The organism is Streptomyces anulatus, assembly GCF_000721175.1.
GTDB lineage: Bacteria > Actinomycetota > Actinomycetes > Streptomycetales > Streptomycetaceae > Streptomyces > Streptomyces anulatus_C.
In genome coordinates this window covers 54,216-71,574 of record NZ_JOEZ01000004.1, presented here as the reverse complement: position 1 = coordinate 71,574, position 17,359 = coordinate 54,216, and the positions used below count along the sequence as shown (strand labels likewise).

Below are 17,359 nucleotides of genomic sequence, written 5' to 3'. Positions count from 1 at the left end.
GTACATCCCGTCCCACACGTCCCGAGGTGATCACGTGCCGCCCTCCCGCTCTGATATCCGCGCGACCATCGAGACCTATCTCAGCCGACATGCCGAGGAACGAGACTCCCTGGAAGGGCTGTTGGCTGTCCTCGACGCCGCCGAGGAGCCGACCAGCCGCGCCACGCTGCCCGGACACGTGACCTGCAGCGCCGTGGTCATCGACCGCGACCACCGGGTGCTCCACATCGGCCATCGGGTGACAGGGCTGCTCCTTTGCCCCGGCGGCCACGTTGAGGCGGGTGACCGTACGCTCCTGGCCGCTGCCGTGCGCGAGGTGTGCGAAGAGGCCGGGCTCCGCCCCGGCGACCTATGTCTGACACCGCAGTTCCTCGACGAGCCGATCGACGTGGACGTCCATGACATCGACGCCAACCCGGCCAAAGGCGAGCCCGCTCACCAGCACTTCGACTTCCGCTTCGCGTTCTACCTCACCGCCGAGCGACCGCCCGCGCTCGCTCTGCAGGACGAGGAAGTCGCCGGGGCCCAGTGGCTCCCGTACGCCGATGTGCGGTCCCCTACTCTGCGGGCCAAGCTCCTGGCCGCCGAGGCGGACGGCCTCGATGGGTGCCCTGAGCCCGTCAACGCGAGCGCCCTGATCCACGACGGGGCCGGCCGGTACCTCCTTCATCTACGAGATGACCGGGAGGGCATCTGGGAGCCCTGGGTGCTGGCCCTCCTCGGTGGCGGCCGCACGAGGGACGATTCCTGCCTTGAGGCGACGCTGCGACGGGAGCTCGCCGAGGAGGTGCCGGGTCTGGAGCCCACGGAACTGGTGCCGTTCGCCGTGGAGGAGGCAACGAGCGTCGACGGCCTTGCGGTGCCTATCCAGGTCTACGCCGGGCGCTGGAGTGGAGATGCCGAGGCGATGGTGCTCCGCGAAGGTGTCCTGCTGACGTGGTGCACTGTGGACATGCTCGACCGGCTACGCCTGAGCCCCGGTCTCGGGGAGCTGATCCGGCGCCACACGGCCGAGCACCCCGCGCCCGAGGGACCGCCGGACGACACCGATTCGCTGCCAGGGGAGGCCCCGCCGGGGACCGAGCTGCACATCGTCGGCGTCCACCTCCATCTCCAGGACGACCAGGGTCGGATCCTCCTCGGCCGGCGCCACCCTGATTCCGCCTTCGCGCCGGACACCTGGCACTTCCTGGCCGGCCACTGCGAGCGGGAAGCCGCGATCGACTGCCTGGTCCGGGAAGCGAAGGAGGAAGCAGGCCTCACCATCGCGCCCGAGGACGTCGACCTCGTCCACACGGTGCACCACGTCGACTCCCCCAACGTGCGGCCCAGGATCGCGCTCGTCTTCCAGGCTCGCTCCTGGACCGGCGACCCGGAGGTCCTGGAGCCCGACCGGTGCGTGGAGTGGCGTTGGTGGGAGCCGCAGGAACTTCCGGCCGCGGTCGTGCCGTACACCCGACGGGCGATCGACGGAATCCTTCGGGGGCGTGCGTACTCCGAGGACGGCTGGGGCGAGCGATGAGCACTCTGGACACCTGTCCCGACGCCGGACCGGTCGGCGGGACCACACCGACGGATGCACAAGCGGATCCGGCAGCCGCGCGGGCGGCGATGGTCGCCCGACTCGAGGAGGAAGGGTCTTTGCGGCCGGGCCCGGTCCGCGACGCCCTCCTCGCGCTACCCCGCGAAGTGCTGATGCCGCAGGCGTACGTACGGCGCAGTGCCCCAGGCAAAGAGCCGCCGCGCTGGGATCTGCTGGACTGGTCGGCGCCCCAGGACCGCCCCGAGCTCCTCGGGCTGCTGTACAGCGGGGCCAGTGTGCTCGTCCAGCATGACGGGGAGCCGCTGCTGGGTCGGGCACGGGGGACGCGGTCGGGGGCGTCGATCACGTCGATGTCGACGGTGATGGGCTTGACCGCCTCGCTGCTGGAAGAGCTGGATCTGCGCCCGGGTCTGCGCGTGCTGGACGTCGGGACGGGCGCGGGGGTGACCGCCGCGGTGGCCTGCCGGGTCTGTGGCGACCGGGGGGTGACGACCCTCGACCGGGACCGTCACCTCACCGACGCGGCCGCTGCCCGGCTGGCCGACCTCGGCTTTCGGCCGCAGGTGGTGTGCGGATCGGGCGAACAGGGCGTGCCGGGCCGGGAGTTCGATCGGATCTTCGTGTCGTACACGGTGGAGCGCGTGCCGACGGCCCTGGTCGAGCAGCTCGCGCCCGACGGCAAGCTGCTGGCGCACGTGACCAGCGCGTCCCCGTCGTGGCCCGGCCTCGCTGTCGTCGGACGCACCGCCGACGGGCGGATCACGGCAGAGCTGCGGGCCGTGGAGTTCGCCCACCGTGCCGGGCACGGCATGGCGCGGATCTGGCTCAGCGAGGAGTTCCGGCAGCGCATGGACACCGAGCCCGGCACGTGGACCCAGCGGAGCATGCTGTCGCCGCCCGCGGACAGCGACCGCGGATTCTGGCTGGCGGCCGACCATCTCCTTGGAGGCGGTCTGGTGCGGGACTTCGGGTCTGAGCACCTGGCGATCGGCGCACCTGGCTGCGGATCCTGGATGCGCGTGGAGCCGGTGGGCCACCGGCGCTGGAGCGTTACCGTCCAAGGGCCGCGGGACATCTGGAAAGAGATCCAGGACCTCGCCGACCGGTGGCGGGCCGCACGCTCCCCCGACCGGTACCGCCTCTACTTCGACGCGGACGGCGGGCAGTGCGCGGCGTCCGAGTGCGGGCGCCTGTCCTGGCACCTATCCGCCCCCCACCCGCTCGATGAGGGAGCCACCTCGTGACCTACCCCGACGGGCCCCTTCCGGGCCTTGCACCGGAGCAGGAGATCATGTTCGAGGGCGCGGCGTTGGCCTACGCCCGGCACCGCCCGGGCCTGCCGGAGGCGGCGGTGTGCCTGCTCGCCGGCACGCTGCGGGACCGGCCGTCCCCGGTGCTGCTCGACCTGGGCACCGGAACCGGGCAGGTGCCCCTCGCGCTCCTGTCCGCCGGCGCTGAGCTGACGCACATCGAAGCGGTCGACGTCAGCCCGCAGATGCTGCATCAGGCCAGGCAGGCCCTCGCCCCCGTGCTCGGCCACTGCACCCTCACCTTGGTCCACGCGGCGGCCGACGTCTACGAGCCGCTCGCGACGCTGCCCGGCGAACCGGACTCCGGCCCGGACCTGATCACCTTCTGCCGGTCCTACCACTGGATGAACGGTGAGGCGGTCCTGGAGATGGCCGACCGGGTCGCCACACCGGGCGGCGCAGTGGCGATCATGGGCGACGGGAGCCTGTGGACCAACGACGCCGACTGGACCCGTGCGCTGCGCGAATTGATCCAGCGCTACCTGGGCGCCGAGCGCCGGGCGGGCGCCCGCCGTGCCTACGCCGAGCCCCGCCGCTCGTACGAGGAGGACCTCGCCGACTCGTCCTTCAAAGACGTCACCGAGCACCTGTTCCCGGTGACCCGCGCCTGGGCGCCGCACGAGGTGCTCGGCTACCTGCGCACCACGTCGTTCGCCGCTCCCGAGCTCTTCGCAGAGCGGCACCAGGCATTCGAGGACGAAGCCCTCGCCGTTCTCCACGCGCACGCGGTGGACGGGTCTCTGGTCGAGGAAGCGACGTTCAGGGTTCTGCTCGCCCGGCGTCCGCAGGGAGCGCGATGAGCAGCGAGCAGCGGCACACCGAGCCGGTGGACGTCCACCTGATCCTGCGCCGGGAGACCGCCGACGGCCCGCAGGTCCTGCTGTCCCGGCGGGCCGGGCAGGTGTACGCCGCCGGCCTGTGGCACCTACCGTCGGGGCATCTGGACGGTCCGCACGAGGACGTGGTCACCGCCCTGATCCGCGAGGCACGGGAGGAGACCGGAGTCGTCCTCGACCCGGCCGACGTGCGGGCCGCCGTGACCGTGCACCACCGCAGCCCAGCAGGCGCCAGTCGTACCGGGCACTTCTTCGAGGTCCGGCGGTGGAAGGGCGAGCCGGAGATTGCCGAGCCGGACGTCTGCGACGCGATGGACTGGGCACCCCTTACCGCCCTGCCCGCCCCAATGGTGGCCTACTGCCGTGCGGGCCTGGACGCCTACAGCGCCGGCGCGCGGCTCGCCCTGCACTTCCAACTGCCCGGCGACAGCATCGCCTTCGACGCCGGTGCTGACCGGCTGCTCATCGTGCCGGACGTGACCGGCCAGACATCTGCCGCCCGTCCCGACGCTGCGGTCGTGGAGTTTGCGGAGCGGGCGGTCGGCCGGGTCGCGCAGTGGACGGATACGTCGTGGGCGCGCGAGGAGAGCCGGGTGTGGCGGGTCCACGGCGTCCAGGGCGGCACTTGGTATGTGAAGGTGCACCAGAGCGAGCGGTTCCACGGCAGGGAAGTACGGGGGCTACGGACGTGGGCACCGGGGCTGGGGGCGGCCGCCCCCCGGCTGGTCGCCGCCGACGAGACCCTGCGGGCGGTGGTCCTCACCGCGGTGCCGGGCCGCCCGCTGCACGGCGCCGTCCTTGCCCCGGAGCGGGAGAGGAAGGTCTTCCACCGGATCGGGGCGCTGGCCCGCCGCATCCACCAGTCCTCTCCCCCACGGCCCGCTCCCGCCGGCAGCGGCCCGGCCGTGGCCAAGGCCGACCGGCACCTGGCCGGGGCGCGGTCTCATCTGCAGCAGGGTGATGAGGAGTTCGTCCGCGAGCTCGTTCGGCAGGCCGAAAACCTGCCACCACTGGAGTGGGTGGAGACCCACGGAGATTTCCAGCTCCGCAACATCCTCGCCACCCCCGACGCCGCCGACGAGACGGACGACCGTGAGGTCTTCGTGGCGGTGATCGACCTCGAGCGCAGCGAGCCGGGGCCGGCCGTACGGGATCTGGTGCGCCTGTCCGACGCCTGGGCTGGCCGCGACGACCTCTTCAAGGCGTTCCTGGCCGGGTACGGCAGGTCCCTGACCGCCGCCGAACAGGCCCGCCTCCTCATCGACGCAGCGCTCGATTCCGTGAGCGGGATCGCCTACGGCGCCACCCACGGTGACCCCGAACTGGTCGAACGCGGCCGGCGAACCCTGGCTCGGCTGCGCGCCGAGCACTGTGCCGCCCTCTCACCGACAGGAGATGCCCAGTGAACGCCGACACAGCACCCACTGCCGCAGCCGAGCCGAGCGACGCCGCCGGACGGCCGCCGGTCCGCGCGGCGACCCCCGCTGACGCCGAAGCCATCACCCGGATGCGCTCCGCATACGTCCTGTGCGCACCGTTCACCGAGGACTGGGTCCGGCAGTGCACGGACGAGCTGGCGCCACGGCTGACGCCGGAGGGAGACGCCTGGGCCTTCGTCGTCGACGCCCCGGACGGCACGATGGCCGCCTGCGCCCTCGGCCTGATCCACCCCGTGCTCCCGGCCCCGGCCTACCCCAGGGGCCGGGCCGCCCGCGTACAGATCGTCGCCACCCAGCCCGAGTTCCGCCGCCGCGGTTACGCCCGGGCGGTCTTGTCCGCGCTCCTCGACTACCTCGCCGACATCGAGGACGTCACCCTGTTCGAGCTGCACACCAGCCCGGAGGCTGCGCCCCTGTACCGGGAGCTCGGCTTCAGCGGCAGCCCGGCGCTGATGCGGATGACCCGCCACCGTCAACGTGCCGGTGCTGTGCCCGGTGCGCAACCTGACTCGACGTGGGTGCCGCCGCAGCAGTACGCCGACTCACTGCCCCGGGCGGCCGCGTACGTGTGCCTCTACGTCACCGACGAGGACGACCGGCCCCTGCAGCTGCACTCCGTCTACTCCCCCGGCCACCCCTGGCACATGATCGGTGGCGCGATGGATCTGGGCGAGCGGCCCTGGGACGCGGTGGTGCGCGAGTGCCGGGAAGAGACCGGCATGACCGCCGCGGGGCCGCCCCGGCTGCTGGCCACCGTGTTCGGGCTGCCCCGGGAGCAGCGTCCGTACAGCACTCTGCAGCTGATCTTCGACGGCGGTCGCCTGACCGATGAACAGATCCGGGGCATCACCCTCAATCCGCGCGAGCACGACGGGGCCCGCGTCCTGCCCTTGGCCGAGTGGGAGGCGTTGATGCCGGCCCGCGATTTCGTGCGGCTGCGCGCCGTGGAGGAGGCCCGCCGCACCGGCGTGGCCGCATACGTCGACACCTGGGGGAACGCATGAGCGCCAGCAGCATCGTTTTGATGTCCGACCGGCGGGTCGCCGCGATCCCTGTCCAGGAGCGCGGCGAGGTCCTCCTCGACGCCCGCGCACACGGCCTGATGGTCGACGACCGCAAGCAGGACGCTGCGGGCGCCTGGGCTCACGTCCGTCAGGGGGTGCTCACGCGGCTCCAGCAGGCGCAATCGCTGCTCCCCGGCGGTGTGCAGTTGCTGTTCATCGAGGGCTACCGGCCCCCCTCCCTGCAGCGCCGGTACTTCGAGGAGTACTCCGACGAGCTCGCCCGCGCCCACCCGGGCTGGAAGGCCGCCGAGCTCCGGGAGGCCGCCAGCCGCTTCGTGTCACCGCCGGAGATCGCGCCGCACTCCGCCGGCGCGGCCGTCGACGTGACGCTGATCGACCACCAGGGCCGCGAGCTGGACATGGGCACGCGCGTCAACGCCTCCCCTGAAGAGTCCGAAGGCGCCTGCTACACCGACGCCCCCAACCTGAGCGCCCGGGCCCGCACGAACCGGGCCACCCTGGGCGACGCGCTGTCCACCGCAGGCTTGATCAACTACGGGACCGAGTGGTGGCACTGGTCGTTCGGCGACCGGTACTGGGCGCTGCAGACCCAGCAGCCGGCCGCCCTCTACGGCCCCGTCGAACTGCCCTGACACCGCACCACCACCCCCGCCTTTCACGAACGAGGAGCGACCTGTGGGATACACCCGGACTGACTGGTCCGAGCACTACACCGAAGGGCGAGGCTTCCGGCGGCTCGGCGACGAGGAGAAGCGCCTGCTCGTCGAGCATGCCCCGACAGCCGAGGGCGGCCGCGCGCTCGACGTAGGGTGCGGAACGGGCGAGATGTCCGTCTACCTCACCTCGCTCGGCTACACCGTCGACGGAGCGGACTTCGCCGAGGGCGCGCTCGAGCGGGCCCGCGCGGAGCACGCCGGGGTGGAGGGGGTGCGCTGGCTGAGCCTGGATGTCGAGCGCGACGACCTGGCCGCTCTTGCCGAGGACGGCTACGACCTGATCGTGCTGCGGCTGTGCATCGCGTTCGTCTGCGATCGCGCCCGTGTCCTTCGCGCTCTGGCCGCCCGGCTGCGCGAGGGTGGGGCGCTGGTCATCATCACGCCGATCGTGGAGAACACGCCGGAAGAGCGGCGCCACATCGCGCTGGACGAGAACGAACTAGCCGCGATCACCGACGGGTTCGAGGACGTCGAGCAGTTCGACGCGGAGGGCCTGGCGGTGCTGGTCCTGCGCGGACCGGCCGGATTCAGCGCGGAGGAGAAGCTGCGACCCGAGCCGCAGGCCGTCTTCGGTGCCGCAGTGGTGGTCACCGATACGTTCGGCCGGGTCCTGCTGGGCCGCTCCACACGAGGCATGTGGGAGCTACCGGGCGGCCGCATCGAGACAGACGAGGCCGCACCAGCGGCCGCGGTGCGGGAGCTGAACGAGGAGACCGGGCTGACGGCGCGCGTGGAGGACGCTCACGTCATCACCGTGCTGCACGACGACCGCTTGGATGTACGCCGCGTCACCGCCGTGGTCCGCATCTCCCGCTGGGACGGTGAACTCTCTCTGCCCGAGCCACACCGCTTCGTACGCTGGGAGTTCCAAGACCTGAACACCTTGGTGACCCTCGGGAAGATCTTCGCGCCCAGTGCCCAGGCTCTGACCGCGGTGTGGCCCGGGGTGCTGCCGGGGCTCCCGCCGGTCCACTCCTACGCGTGCTCCGCCGCCGTCCCTCCGGTGCCCGGGGAGCCGGCCGAGGCGGTCCGGTTGCGCGAGCGGATGGCGGACATCGTGATCAGCAAGGGCTGGGCGCCCTCGCCGCGGGTCCAAGCCGCGTTGCGTGAGGTGCCACGGCACCGGTTCGTTCCCGAGACCCGGCTGGAGACGGCCTACCACGACGACCTCGCCGTGGTGACGGTCCGGGAGTCACCCCAGAGGGCGCTCAGCTCCGTCTCCGCGGCCTGGCTGCAGGCCGACATGATCGAGCAACTCCGGCTGGAGCCAGGGATGACCGTGCTGGAGGTCGGCTCCGGCGGATACAACGCGGAGCTCCTGGCCCACGTCCTCGGGGAACGCGGGCGCGTGGTGACCGTGGACGTCGACCCGTACGTAGTGCACCGGACGCAGCGGCTGTGCGCGGAGGCCGGCAGCGGTCGGGTCACCGCCGTCCTCGGCGACGGCGGGCTCGGAGCGCCGAGCCACGTCCCGGCCAACGGGTTCGACGGGATCGTGATCACGCACAACGCGTCCGACATCGCACCCGCATGGCGGGAGCAGCTCGCCGACGGGGCCCGGCTGGTCGTGCCGCTGGAGATGGGCGGCTACACCCGCTCCCTCACCCTGGTCCGGCGCGGCGACGTGCTGCACTGCGAGCGCTGGACGTACTGCGGGTTCGTGCGGGACCGCGGTGCGGCCGCCCGGACCGCCCCCGCCGTGCGGCTGGCCGACGGCAAGGTCACGGTGCGGTGGGAGGACGGGACGCCCGGCGACACCGCCGGTCTCGACGAGGCTCTGCGCGGTCCCCGGCACGAGCGCTCCACGGGCCTGGTCGTCCGGGGGATCTTCAACTTCGAGACGTTGCAGGTCTATGCCGCGACGACCCTGCCGGGGTTCTGCCGTCTGTCCGCGCCGAAGGGGTCCACGTTCGTGGAGCAGCAGGACGCGGCCGCGATCCTGGCGGACGGCTCGCTCGCCTACTTGACCTACCGGAAGGTCAGGGATGCCCCGGAGCCGGCCGACCGCATGACGGAGTTCTTCATCCACGCCTACGGCCCAGCAGCGGAAGAGGTGGCGGAGCGCTTCGCCGAGTGCGTGCGCGTCTGGGACCGCGAGGTGCGCGAGAGCGGCTATCCGCCGATGACCGTCCACCCGGCCGCAACGCCCGACGACCAGCTGCCGCCCGGCGATGTGCTCGACAAGCCCAGCGCACGGCTTGTCCTCCAGTGGCCGGGCCGGACCCCCGCCGGCGCACTGAGCCTCTCGGCCGCAGGGGGACAGCGTGCCTGACTGCGACGAGTTGATCCCCGAGAAGGCGGCGTCCTCGACGATGCCGTCCCTGCTCGGCGTGTTCGCCCATCCCGACGACGAGAGCCTCCTCGCCGGCGGTGTCCTCGCCCAGCACGCCGCCGCGCACGCGCGCACCGCCGTCGTCACCATGACGTGGGCGCCCGACAGTCCGCGGGCTTCCGAACTCGCCGACGCCTTGCGGGCGCTCGGCGCGGGCGCCCCTCGCATGCTCGGATACGGCGATGCCCGCAACGAAAGGGCGGCCCCCGGCCGTCCCCGGCTCGTCGACGCGCCACTCGACGAGGTGGTCGCCGCCCTGGTCCAGCAGATCCGCTCGTTCCGCCCCGACATCGTGGTAACGCACGACGCCCTGGGCCAGCTGACCGGTCACCCGGACCACCGCCGCACCCACCAGGCCGCTCTCCTCGCCGCTCAGGACGCGGGGCTCCCGCACCTTCACCCCGCGGCCGGCAAGCCCTGGCAACCGCGCGCCGTGTACTGCGCCACGCACCCCGAGTCCGGTGTCGGCGAACTCGGGCCGCTGCTGGAGTTCGTCGGCAAAGCCGCGCTCGCGGTGCCGGACGCCTACGCCACCACCACCGTCGACGTCTCCCCCTGGCTGGAGCAGAAGTGGCGCGCGATCCTCGCGCACCGCGGTGAGGTCGCACGCGAGCGGCCACTGCCCGGCATCCTCGCCCGCCTTCCCGAAGCCGACCGCACCCAGATCATCCAAACCGAGTACTTCACTCGCCTCACCCCCGGCCCCACAAAGGGCGACTCCGCCGCGCTATCCATCTGACACCGCAGCCCCGTGCCGACCACCCTTCACCGCCCACGAGCAAGCACTCACCGATCGGAGAGAGATGACGACGACTTCTGCACCCGACGAACGCCCCAGTGTGGCCAGGACATTGCGGCTGGCAGTCGCACAGAGCACGGTGCCGGAAGACCCCACTGATCGAGGAGCACTGCGGGCGGCCGGGCAGGAGATCCGGGCCCTGATGGTTGAGGCCGCCGAGGCTGGTGCGCGGTTGGTGCAGTTCCCCGAGGGGGCAGTCACCTATCCGAGCAAGCACGTGATGGCGGCGGGCACGGCGGGCGAGCTGGTGCCGGCTGATTGGAGCCGTGCCGCGTGGGATGTCCTGCGCGAGGAAGCGGAGTCGATCACCGTCCTGGCGGGAAGGCTTGGCCTGTGGACGGTGTTCGGATCGATCCACCCGCTCACACCGCCGAACCGACCGCACAACAGCCTCTACGTCGTCTCCGACCGCGGCCAGCTGGTCGCACGGTACGACAAGCGGTTCCTGTCGCACACCGAGGTGTCCTACTTGTACTCCCCTGGACATCAGCCGCTCGTCGTCGAGGTGGACGGGATTCGGTTCGGCTTCGCGCTGTGTATCGAGGCCAACTTCCCGGAGGTGTTTGCCGAGTACGAGCGCTTGGACGTCAACTGCGTCCTGCTGTCGGTGATGGTCGACGACGCGCCCCGTGCCCGTGTCGCCCAGGCGTACGGGACGCTCTACAACTACTGGGTCGGCTACTCCGTCCCGTCCCAGTTCAGCGCCACGGTGCCGTCCGGGATCGTGGCGCCCGGCGGTCGGTGGCTGGCGCAGTGCCCCGCCGATGGGCAGCCTGCTCTGGCGGTCGCGGACATCGACCTCGACTCGGCCGACCCGGACATCGACGTGGCTCTTCGGTACGCCCGGCCCTGGCGCCGCCGGGCGCAGGAAGGGCTGTACGAGGACCGGCTGGTAGACGGGGACCCGCGCAGCGACATCCGCACGGCCTTCTGAGAACGCCCGCGCCTGACCCGCCAGAGCTTCTTGGTCGCGAGTATGTCGCGCCCGCCCACGGTCGGCCCCGCCTCCTTCTACTCGTACGACCAGGGTCGGCCAGTGGCCTCGGCCGTCCTGCGGTACTCCTCGACGGGGACCGGTCTCACGCCGGGCCGTATCCGGTCCATCAGCAGAAGTCCGTCGAGGTGATCAATTTCGTGCGCGATGAGCCGCGCGTCGCCCCGCTCGTAGACGGCTTTCTCGGTACTGCCCGCTGCTGTCATCGTTTCCACCGTGATCCGCAGGGGTCGGGGAACCTGTGCCCGTACGTCGAAGAACGACAGGCACCCTTCGAACCTCTCGTCCATGTCCTCGGAGGCGTCGGTGACACGGGGGTTGAGCAGAACGATTGGGTCGGATCCAGGAGGCTGGACGACGGCTGCGGACCGGCCGATGCCGATCTGCGGGGCAGCCAGGCCCAGGCCCTTGCCAGAGAAGTCGTGCGCGCGGCGGATGCGCTCCATGACCTCAAGGAGCTGACCGACGACTGTGTCGAGGGTTTCCCGCTCGTCGGGGAGTGCGAAGGGGCGGGCGGGGTCACGCAGGACAGGCGCGCCATACTGAACTATGCCGAGGTCGCGCATCTGCTGACTGGGTCGCATCGGACCATCTCCCCCTTCGCGAACGGTCATGGAGAGTCTGCCCACGGCTTGTCACGGGGCGGCACGTTTCGCCCTCAATAGAGGCAGGGTGGTGGGTGACTGTCAGGTCAGCTCCGGGCTGTTCCCGCTCAGGAACTCGCGGGCGCCGCGGAGCCGGGTGCGCAGCTTCTGCTGGGTGGTGCGGCTGTCGAGTCGTACGTCGAGCCCGCCGGGCAGCCCCGTATCGGAGCGGCGTGCGGAGGCCAGCCGGGCGGGGTCGAGCCCGTCGCGGCGGGCGATGAGCTCGCCCAGCTCGTAGCGGCTGAGCGCGTCCGGCCCAGCGAGGTGGAACACGCCGGCGGCGTCGGACCGGGTGATCTCCCACAGAGCGACAGCCAGGTCTGTCACGTGGACGGGGCAACGGACGTCGTCGGTGAACAAGGCGCCCTGCCGGGTGCCGTCCGCCAGCGCATGCACCAGCCGCTCGTGCTCGGACCGGCCGTTGCCGATGATCAGGGAAGTACGGGCGACGGCCGCGGTGTTGGGGCATAGGAGGCGTACGGCGGTCTCGGCGGCTGCCTTCGCGGCCCCGTAGGGAGTGAGTGGGTCCGGAAGGCAGGACTCGTCGTAGCGGTCGCGGCCCGTGCCGGAGAAGACGGCGTCACTGGAGACGTGCACTAGGCGGATTCCTTGGCCGGCCACGGCTTGGGCGAGGCGGATCCCGCCTTCGGCGGTGACCGCCCAGTCCGCTCCGCCGCTCGTTGCGTTGATCACCACGGCCGGAGCCACCGTTTCGAGGACTTCCTCCAGGCGGAGGGGGTCGCGAAGGTCGAGGTGATGCCAGGTCGCCCCGTCGTCACCGGGGCGGGAATGGAACGTGGCGACGGGGTGCAGGCCGGCGGACACCGCCTGGCGTACCAGCTCGGCGCCCAGGAAGCCGTTGCCGCCGATGATCAGTACAGTCATGCCGCCTCACGCTACGGGCGAGCGCCACCGCCCCGAGCTACTTCGGCAGAAATCACCGATCAGCCAGCCAAGGAGGCATGAGCGTCGGCCCGAACCACGCATACCGCTCCGGCTGTCGGTCGGCCTGGCCAGCCGGTCAGTGCTCTCTCCTCAGGCAAGAACGCCGCTGCGTTCGGCGAGGCCGCGGAGTTCCGTTGACGTGGGGCCGGACACCAGCAGGCTGGAGATCAAGGCCTTCGTCGCAGGTCGGGCGTGGGTCTCCTGTGGAGCGCATCGCTCGGCGGCCAGCAGCGTGCGGACGCAGTCGCTGCGGCGGCCGAGGCGGTCGTAGGTGACGGCGATGTCCCCGAGGGCGCGGGAGCGGCGTTCGACGCTGGGCAGCGCCTTCAGCGAGATCGTGCGAGCGGCATCGAGCGCGGCCCGGGGATCGCCGGCGTGGTTCTTGGCGCTGATCCTGTGAAGTTGCACGGTGAGGGGGCTGAAGCCGCCGCCGTGGTCGCGCAGCAGGGTGGCACCGCCGAGTTCCTTGGCGATGGCGGCAGCTTCGTCGGTCAGGTCCCGCATTCCGTCCCGGTCGCCTCGGCGCGCGAGGGTGTACGACGCACTCTGGACCAGGAGGCCGCGGACCGCAGCCCCGGCGCGTCCGGTGCCTCGCAGATCCGGGTGATCAGCGGCTGAGAGCGCGATCGACAGCGCCTGGTCATGCCACCCCGCCTTCCTGGCGAGCACGGCCAGCTGACGGGCGCACTCGGCAACCGCGAGGACGTCTCCCGCCGACTCGGCGAGCTGCCGCGCGCGGTCGGCCGCCATCCAGCCGAGCTGCTGCTCGTCCATCTTCACGAGCATGCGGGTCGCCAGGAGGTAGCTCTTGGCCAGGAGAGCGTGCTGCTCCGTGTCGTCGCCGCTGGTGGTGGACAGCGCGTGGCCGACGCGGATGAGGCGGGGCAGGCGCACGGCCAGGGATGCGTAGCGGCAGGCGTCGAAGTCGGCGAGCGCGCGGGTGAAGTCGGTGACGAGCGCCTCGGGCGACGATGGCGCGGCCGTGGCCGCTCCAAGTCCGAGCATCGCGTCCCGAAGGCGGGTGACGAGCAAGTCGCCCAGCAGGGCCTCCTCGGCCTGCGCGTCTCCGGTCCCGAGCAATGGGGCAGCGGCCGTGGCCGCTAGGCCCACGAGCAACTTGCGTCGACGCACCGGTTCTTCACCGTCCTCCCGCCCGGGTGTACCTACCCTAGGGTCGGGGAGCCGGGGAAAGACGCTGATTGCGGCGACCGGCTGACCATGTCGAGTGTCCGGCCGGGGTGCGGGCGGCGTTAGGCCGAATGCCTGGTGCGGGAGTTCCAGGGCGTCAGCGAAGCACCGCAGGACGTCGACGTCGGTCATCGGCGAGATGCCCCGCTCGTACCGGGAGACCTGCGCCCCGGAGTATCCGGTCATCGTGCCCAGCTCGGCGAGCGTGAGGCCCTTCGCCTTCCGGGTCTGACGTACCAGTTCCCCGGGCTTCACATCAGCCCCCTGGGGCGCTCGTGATCCGTTAATCGCATCTGAACCTCGTTCCCGCCGTTAGCCGAGGCTGCGCCGCTCCCACCGTAGTCCTAGGACTGCATGGCTGACAGGCCGTTTGCATGAGGTGCAAACGGCTTTGCAAGCCAGGACAGCGCCTCTCCCGGCGCTGGGCCGGCAGCAGCGACCTTCGACAGCGAGCGGCCCGCAGCCACGGGCCGCCCCAGATTCCGGGAGGTCCTGATGCAGTCCGCGAATCCCATCCCGTCCACGGCGCCGGCGGCCGATGACCGCCTCATCCCCGCCTACTACGTTCGTCCCGAGGGGCTTGGCCCGTACATCGCCCGGCTGTTGGCGGGCTGCTCCAACGTCTTCGACATCAAGGCCACGATGGCCGCCGACCTTGACCACGGAGGCGAGGACCTGCGGGCGGGGCAGGGCGTGGTCGAGGACGGCGCACTGCTCCAGGGCGACGTGATCGTCCAGGCGGGGGCCCGCATCGAGGCGGGAGCCCAGGTGATCGGACCGGTCCTGGTGTGCGCGGGGGCCGTCGTGGCGGCCGGCGCGCTGGTGCGGGACCACAGCGTGATCGGCCCCGGCTGCCGGGTCGGGTTCGGCGCGGAGATCACCCGCAGCCTGCTGGCCGGGCACGTCTTCATGAAGCACCCCTGCTTCATCGGCGACTCGGTCATCGGGCGGCGCGTCAACATCGGCTCGTTCTGCTCCACCACCGGACTGCGGTGCGACCGCGGCCCCGTCGCCGAGCCGGCGCTCGAGGAGATCACCGTCAACCTCGATGGGCAGCGGATCCCCACCGGTCAGACGAAGTTCGGCGCTGTCATCGGCGACGAGGTGGCGCTGCCCGCCGGAACCGTGCTCTCGCCGGGCACCCTGATCGGGCCGGGCACGGTGGTCTACCCGCGCGACCACATCGGCGGCTTCCTGCCCGCCGGCTCTCGGGTCCGGTGACGGCCGTGGCCACCGCACCCACACGCGACGCCATGGACACTACCCTCGTGCGGGTCACCGGCGGGCGCCCGCTGTCCGGCCGGATCCCGGTGCAGGGCAGCAAGAACATCGCCCTGCACCTGTACGCCGCCGCGCTCCTTGCCGACGTCCCGGTCGTCCTGTCCGGCGCGCCGGACATCATTGACACCGGGGTGTGCGCGCAGATCCTGCGCCACACCGGAGCTCACGTCGCCACTGGGGACGGCTGCTTCACGGTGACCCCGCCGGACGGTATCTGCCCGGTCGTTCATCCCGAGCTCGGCCGCCGCGTCCGCACGACCGCCGTGCTGGCCGCGGCGGTGCTGGCCCGCACCGGGCAGGTGACCTTCCCCTATCCCGGCGGCGACGCGTTCTGCCCCCGCCTGATCGACCGGCACCTCGCGGCGATGCAGGCCGCCGGCGCCGAGGTCATCGCGATCGACACCGGCATCCGCGCCCGGTGCGATGCCCGCCGGGTACGGGCGTTCACCGTGGATGTGAACACGCCGTACGGGCCGAGCCTCGGGGCGACGGTGACGGCGATGCTGCTGGCCGCCCGAGCGCACGGCGCCAGCCTGATCACCCATCCGTCGACCGAGCCGGAAGTCACCGAAACCGCCCGCTTCCTGGCCGACCGGGGCGTCATCGTCCACCTCGACCAGGAGGGCCTGCATGTGTCCGGCAGCGACTGGATCGCCGGCGGCTCGTTCGCAGTGGCCGGAGACCGGATCGAGGCCGCCACCATGGTCATGGCCACGGCCGCGACCGGCGGCAGCGTCCACCTCGACAACATCACCGCCGCCGACTTCCCCGCCGGCCTCACCCGCACCCTCGCCGCGGCCGGCATCACCTTGGCCGACGAGGCGAGCGGTGGTGTGCGTACGCGCCTCCACGGGCCGCTTCAGCCCGTGGAGGCAGCGACCGGCCCGCACCCGGGCCTGCCGACCGACACCGCGCCACAGCTGGCCGCGATGCTCACCCGAGCCGACGGCACCTCGGCAATCGGCGAACGTATCTACCCCCGCCGCGACACCCACGTTCAGGGCCTGCGCACCTTCGGCGCCGACATCACCGTCACCGGCTCAACGCTCCGCGTCCGGGGGCCGGCCCGCCTGAACGGCGCCACGGTGGAGGCTACGGACATCCGCGCGGTGACCGCACTGCTGATCGCCGCACTCGCCGCCCACGGCACCTCTACGATCCGAGGGATGTTCCATCTCCAGCGCGGCTACGCACGCCTGCTGCCCAATCTGGCCACGCTGGGAGCCGAGATCACCACCATCCCCGGAGGCCCTTGATGCCCGTCCCGTTCACCGCCGATGACACCACCCGCCTCCGGGACACCCTCGACCAGGTCGTCGCCGACGGCGCCACCCCCGGTGGCGTCATCGCCTACGGCACCACCGGCGCGAGCCCCGACTTCTTCAGCGTCGGCAAGGTCGCTCCCGAGTGTGGCGACACCGAGCCCGACCAGGACACCGTCTACGACATCGCCTCGCTGACGAAGGTCGTGGCCACCTGGCCCCTGATCGGCCAGGCCCTGGAAGCGGGGCTGCTCGACCTCGACGCCCCGATCCGCGACTTCCTGCCGCCGATGAACAGCGAGACCCCCAGCGGTGAGGCGACCGTGCGCCAGCTGATCGCGCATACCTCTGGCCTTCGCGCCTCCACGCGCCTCGACCACTACCGCGGCTCCGACCTGCCGCTGCACGAACTCCTGTGCCGCGAACCGCTGGAAGACGCCCCCGGCCAGCACCGGTACATCAACCGCGGCTACATCCTGCTCGGCCTGGCCCTCGCCCACATCCAGGGTCGCCCCCTCGACCAACTCGGCGCGGCTCTGTGGCGAACGCTCGGGATGGACACCACCGTGTACGGGCCCGTCGCCCGCACCACCAAGGTCGCCCCGACCGAACAGCGCATCCCCGGCGCCCCACGCATCTGGGGCGCCCCGCACGACGACAACGCCAGCCTCCTCGGTGGGATCGCCGGCCACGCCGGAGTGTTCTCCACCGCCAGCGACCTCGCGGTATACGCCCAGCGGCTGTTGGCCGCCCACGCGGACGGCGATGAGCACGGCCTGGGCAACTGGCTGCACGCCAGCCTCGTCCCCCAGGCCCCGATCGAGCCCGGCCTGGACCGCGGCCAGTCCTGGATCCTCGCCGCCGGTGGGCGCGTCGCGTACCACCACGGATTCACCGGCACGAGCTTCTACCTCGCGCCCGAGACCGGCCGTTACCTCGTCATCTGCGCCAACGCCGTCTACGGCGGCAACGCCCGCACCAAGATCGCCCCTCTGCGGGAACTCGCACTCAAGACGATCTCCGCCACCTGACACACGGAGGCGCC

General features: G+C 71.7%; 15 protein-coding genes and 1 pseudogene. 12 read left to right on the top strand and 4 right to left on the bottom strand.

Annotation, left to right across the window (positions count from 1 at the left end; translation table 11 throughout):
• Positions 1–34 precede the first annotated feature (34 nt).
• The 9 genes from IG90_RS0105615 to IG90_RS39170 all read left to right on the top strand — a co-directional run bounded on the left by IG90_RS0105615 (position 35) and on the right by IG90_RS39170 (position 10,934).
• Positions 35–1,522, top strand: a complete 1,488-nt coding sequence (locus tag IG90_RS0105615) for an NUDIX domain-containing protein (RefSeq protein WP_030578455.1) — start codon at positions 35–37, stop codon at positions 1,520–1,522.
• Complete coding sequence (locus IG90_RS0105610; RefSeq protein WP_078585202.1) at positions 1,519–2,787, top strand: protein-L-isoaspartate O-methyltransferase family protein; 1,269 nt, start codon at positions 1,519–1,521, stop codon at positions 2,785–2,787. Before IG90_RS0105615 ends, IG90_RS0105610 begins: the two co-directional genes overlap by 4 nt.
• On the top strand, positions 2,784–3,653 hold the full coding sequence (locus IG90_RS0105605) for a class I SAM-dependent methyltransferase (protein WP_030578447.1): 870 nt from the start codon (positions 2,784–2,786) through the stop codon (positions 3,651–3,653). The genes IG90_RS0105610 and IG90_RS0105605 overlap by 4 nt, the downstream gene beginning before the upstream one ends.
• Complete coding sequence (locus IG90_RS0105600) at positions 3,650–5,095, top strand: phosphotransferase (RefSeq protein ID WP_030578445.1); 1,446 nt, start codon at positions 3,650–3,652, stop codon at positions 5,093–5,095. The genes IG90_RS0105605 and IG90_RS0105600 overlap by 4 nt, the downstream gene beginning before the upstream one ends.
• A complete protein-coding gene (locus IG90_RS41565) occupies positions 5,092–6,132 on the top strand; it encodes a bifunctional GNAT family N-acetyltransferase/NUDIX hydrolase (RefSeq protein WP_030578442.1) in 1,041 nt (346 codons plus the stop codon). Before IG90_RS0105600 ends, IG90_RS41565 begins: the two co-directional genes overlap by 4 nt.
• Positions 6,129–6,785 carry a M15 family metallopeptidase gene (locus IG90_RS0105590; protein WP_030578440.1) on the top strand — a complete coding sequence of 219 codons (657 nt, stop codon included), beginning with the start codon at positions 6,129–6,131 and terminating at the stop codon, positions 6,783–6,785. Before IG90_RS41565 ends, IG90_RS0105590 begins: the two co-directional genes overlap by 4 nt.
• Positions 6,786–6,828: 43 nt before the next feature.
• A complete protein-coding gene (fxlM, locus tag IG90_RS0105585) occupies positions 6,829–9,141 on the top strand; it encodes a methyltransferase, FxLD system (RefSeq protein ID WP_030578437.1) in 2,313 nt (770 codons plus the stop codon).
• 40 nt (positions 9,142–9,181) lie between these two features.
• Positions 9,182–9,940, top strand: coding sequence for a PIG-L deacetylase family protein (locus IG90_RS0105580; RefSeq protein ID WP_030578435.1), 759 nt, complete (start codon positions 9,182–9,184; stop codon positions 9,938–9,940).
• A 64-nt stretch (positions 9,941–10,004) separates the two neighbouring features.
• Positions 10,005–10,934 carry a carbon-nitrogen hydrolase family protein gene (locus IG90_RS39170; RefSeq protein WP_078585201.1) on the top strand — a complete coding sequence of 310 codons (930 nt, stop codon included), beginning with the start codon at positions 10,005–10,007 and terminating at the stop codon, positions 10,932–10,934.
• A 77-nt stretch (positions 10,935–11,011) separates the two neighbouring features.
• Here the strand turns inward: IG90_RS39170 and IG90_RS0105570 are convergent, their stop codons facing one another.
• The 4 genes and pseudogenes from IG90_RS0105570 to IG90_RS46625 form a co-directional block, all read right to left on the bottom strand.
• Positions 11,012–11,578, bottom strand: a complete 567-nt coding sequence (locus IG90_RS0105570) for a peptide deformylase (RefSeq protein WP_030578429.1) — start codon at positions 11,576–11,578, stop codon at positions 11,012–11,014.
• A gap of 102 nt (positions 11,579–11,680) precedes the next feature.
• Complete coding sequence (locus IG90_RS0105565) at positions 11,681–12,523, bottom strand: SDR family oxidoreductase (RefSeq protein ID WP_030578426.1); 843 nt, start codon at positions 12,521–12,523, stop codon at positions 11,681–11,683.
• A gap of 150 nt (positions 12,524–12,673) precedes the next feature.
• Positions 12,674–13,663, bottom strand: coding sequence for an XRE family transcriptional regulator (locus IG90_RS0105560; protein WP_233435939.1), 990 nt, complete (start codon positions 13,661–13,663; stop codon positions 12,674–12,676).
• 198 nt (positions 13,664–13,861) lie between these two features.
• A pseudogene (locus IG90_RS46625) lies at positions 13,862–14,026 on the bottom strand (helix-turn-helix domain-containing protein); the annotation flags it as partial.
• Positions 14,027–14,266: 240 nt separating this feature from the next.
• Between IG90_RS46625 and IG90_RS40605 the strand changes: the two are divergent.
• From IG90_RS40605 to IG90_RS0105545, 3 genes are read left to right on the top strand one after another with little or no spacing between them, the layout of a single operon-like run.
• Entirely contained in the window at positions 14,267–14,992 is a 726-nt protein-coding gene (locus tag IG90_RS40605) for an LbetaH domain-containing protein (RefSeq protein WP_030578415.1), read from the top strand.
• A 32-nt stretch (positions 14,993–15,024) separates the two neighbouring features.
• Positions 15,025–16,308 (top strand): UDP-N-acetylglucosamine 1-carboxyvinyltransferase, encoded by a 1,284-nt coding sequence (locus IG90_RS0105550; RefSeq protein WP_157846293.1) that lies wholly within the window; start codon positions 15,025–15,027, stop codon positions 16,306–16,308.
• The gene (locus tag IG90_RS0105545) at positions 16,308–17,345 is read left to right on the top strand and encodes a serine hydrolase domain-containing protein (RefSeq protein ID WP_030578409.1); all 1,038 of its coding nucleotides are present in this window, start codon (positions 16,308–16,310) and stop codon (positions 17,343–17,345) included. Before IG90_RS0105550 ends, IG90_RS0105545 begins: the two co-directional genes overlap by 1 nt.
• The last annotated feature ends 14 nt before the right edge of the window (positions 17,346–17,359 follow it).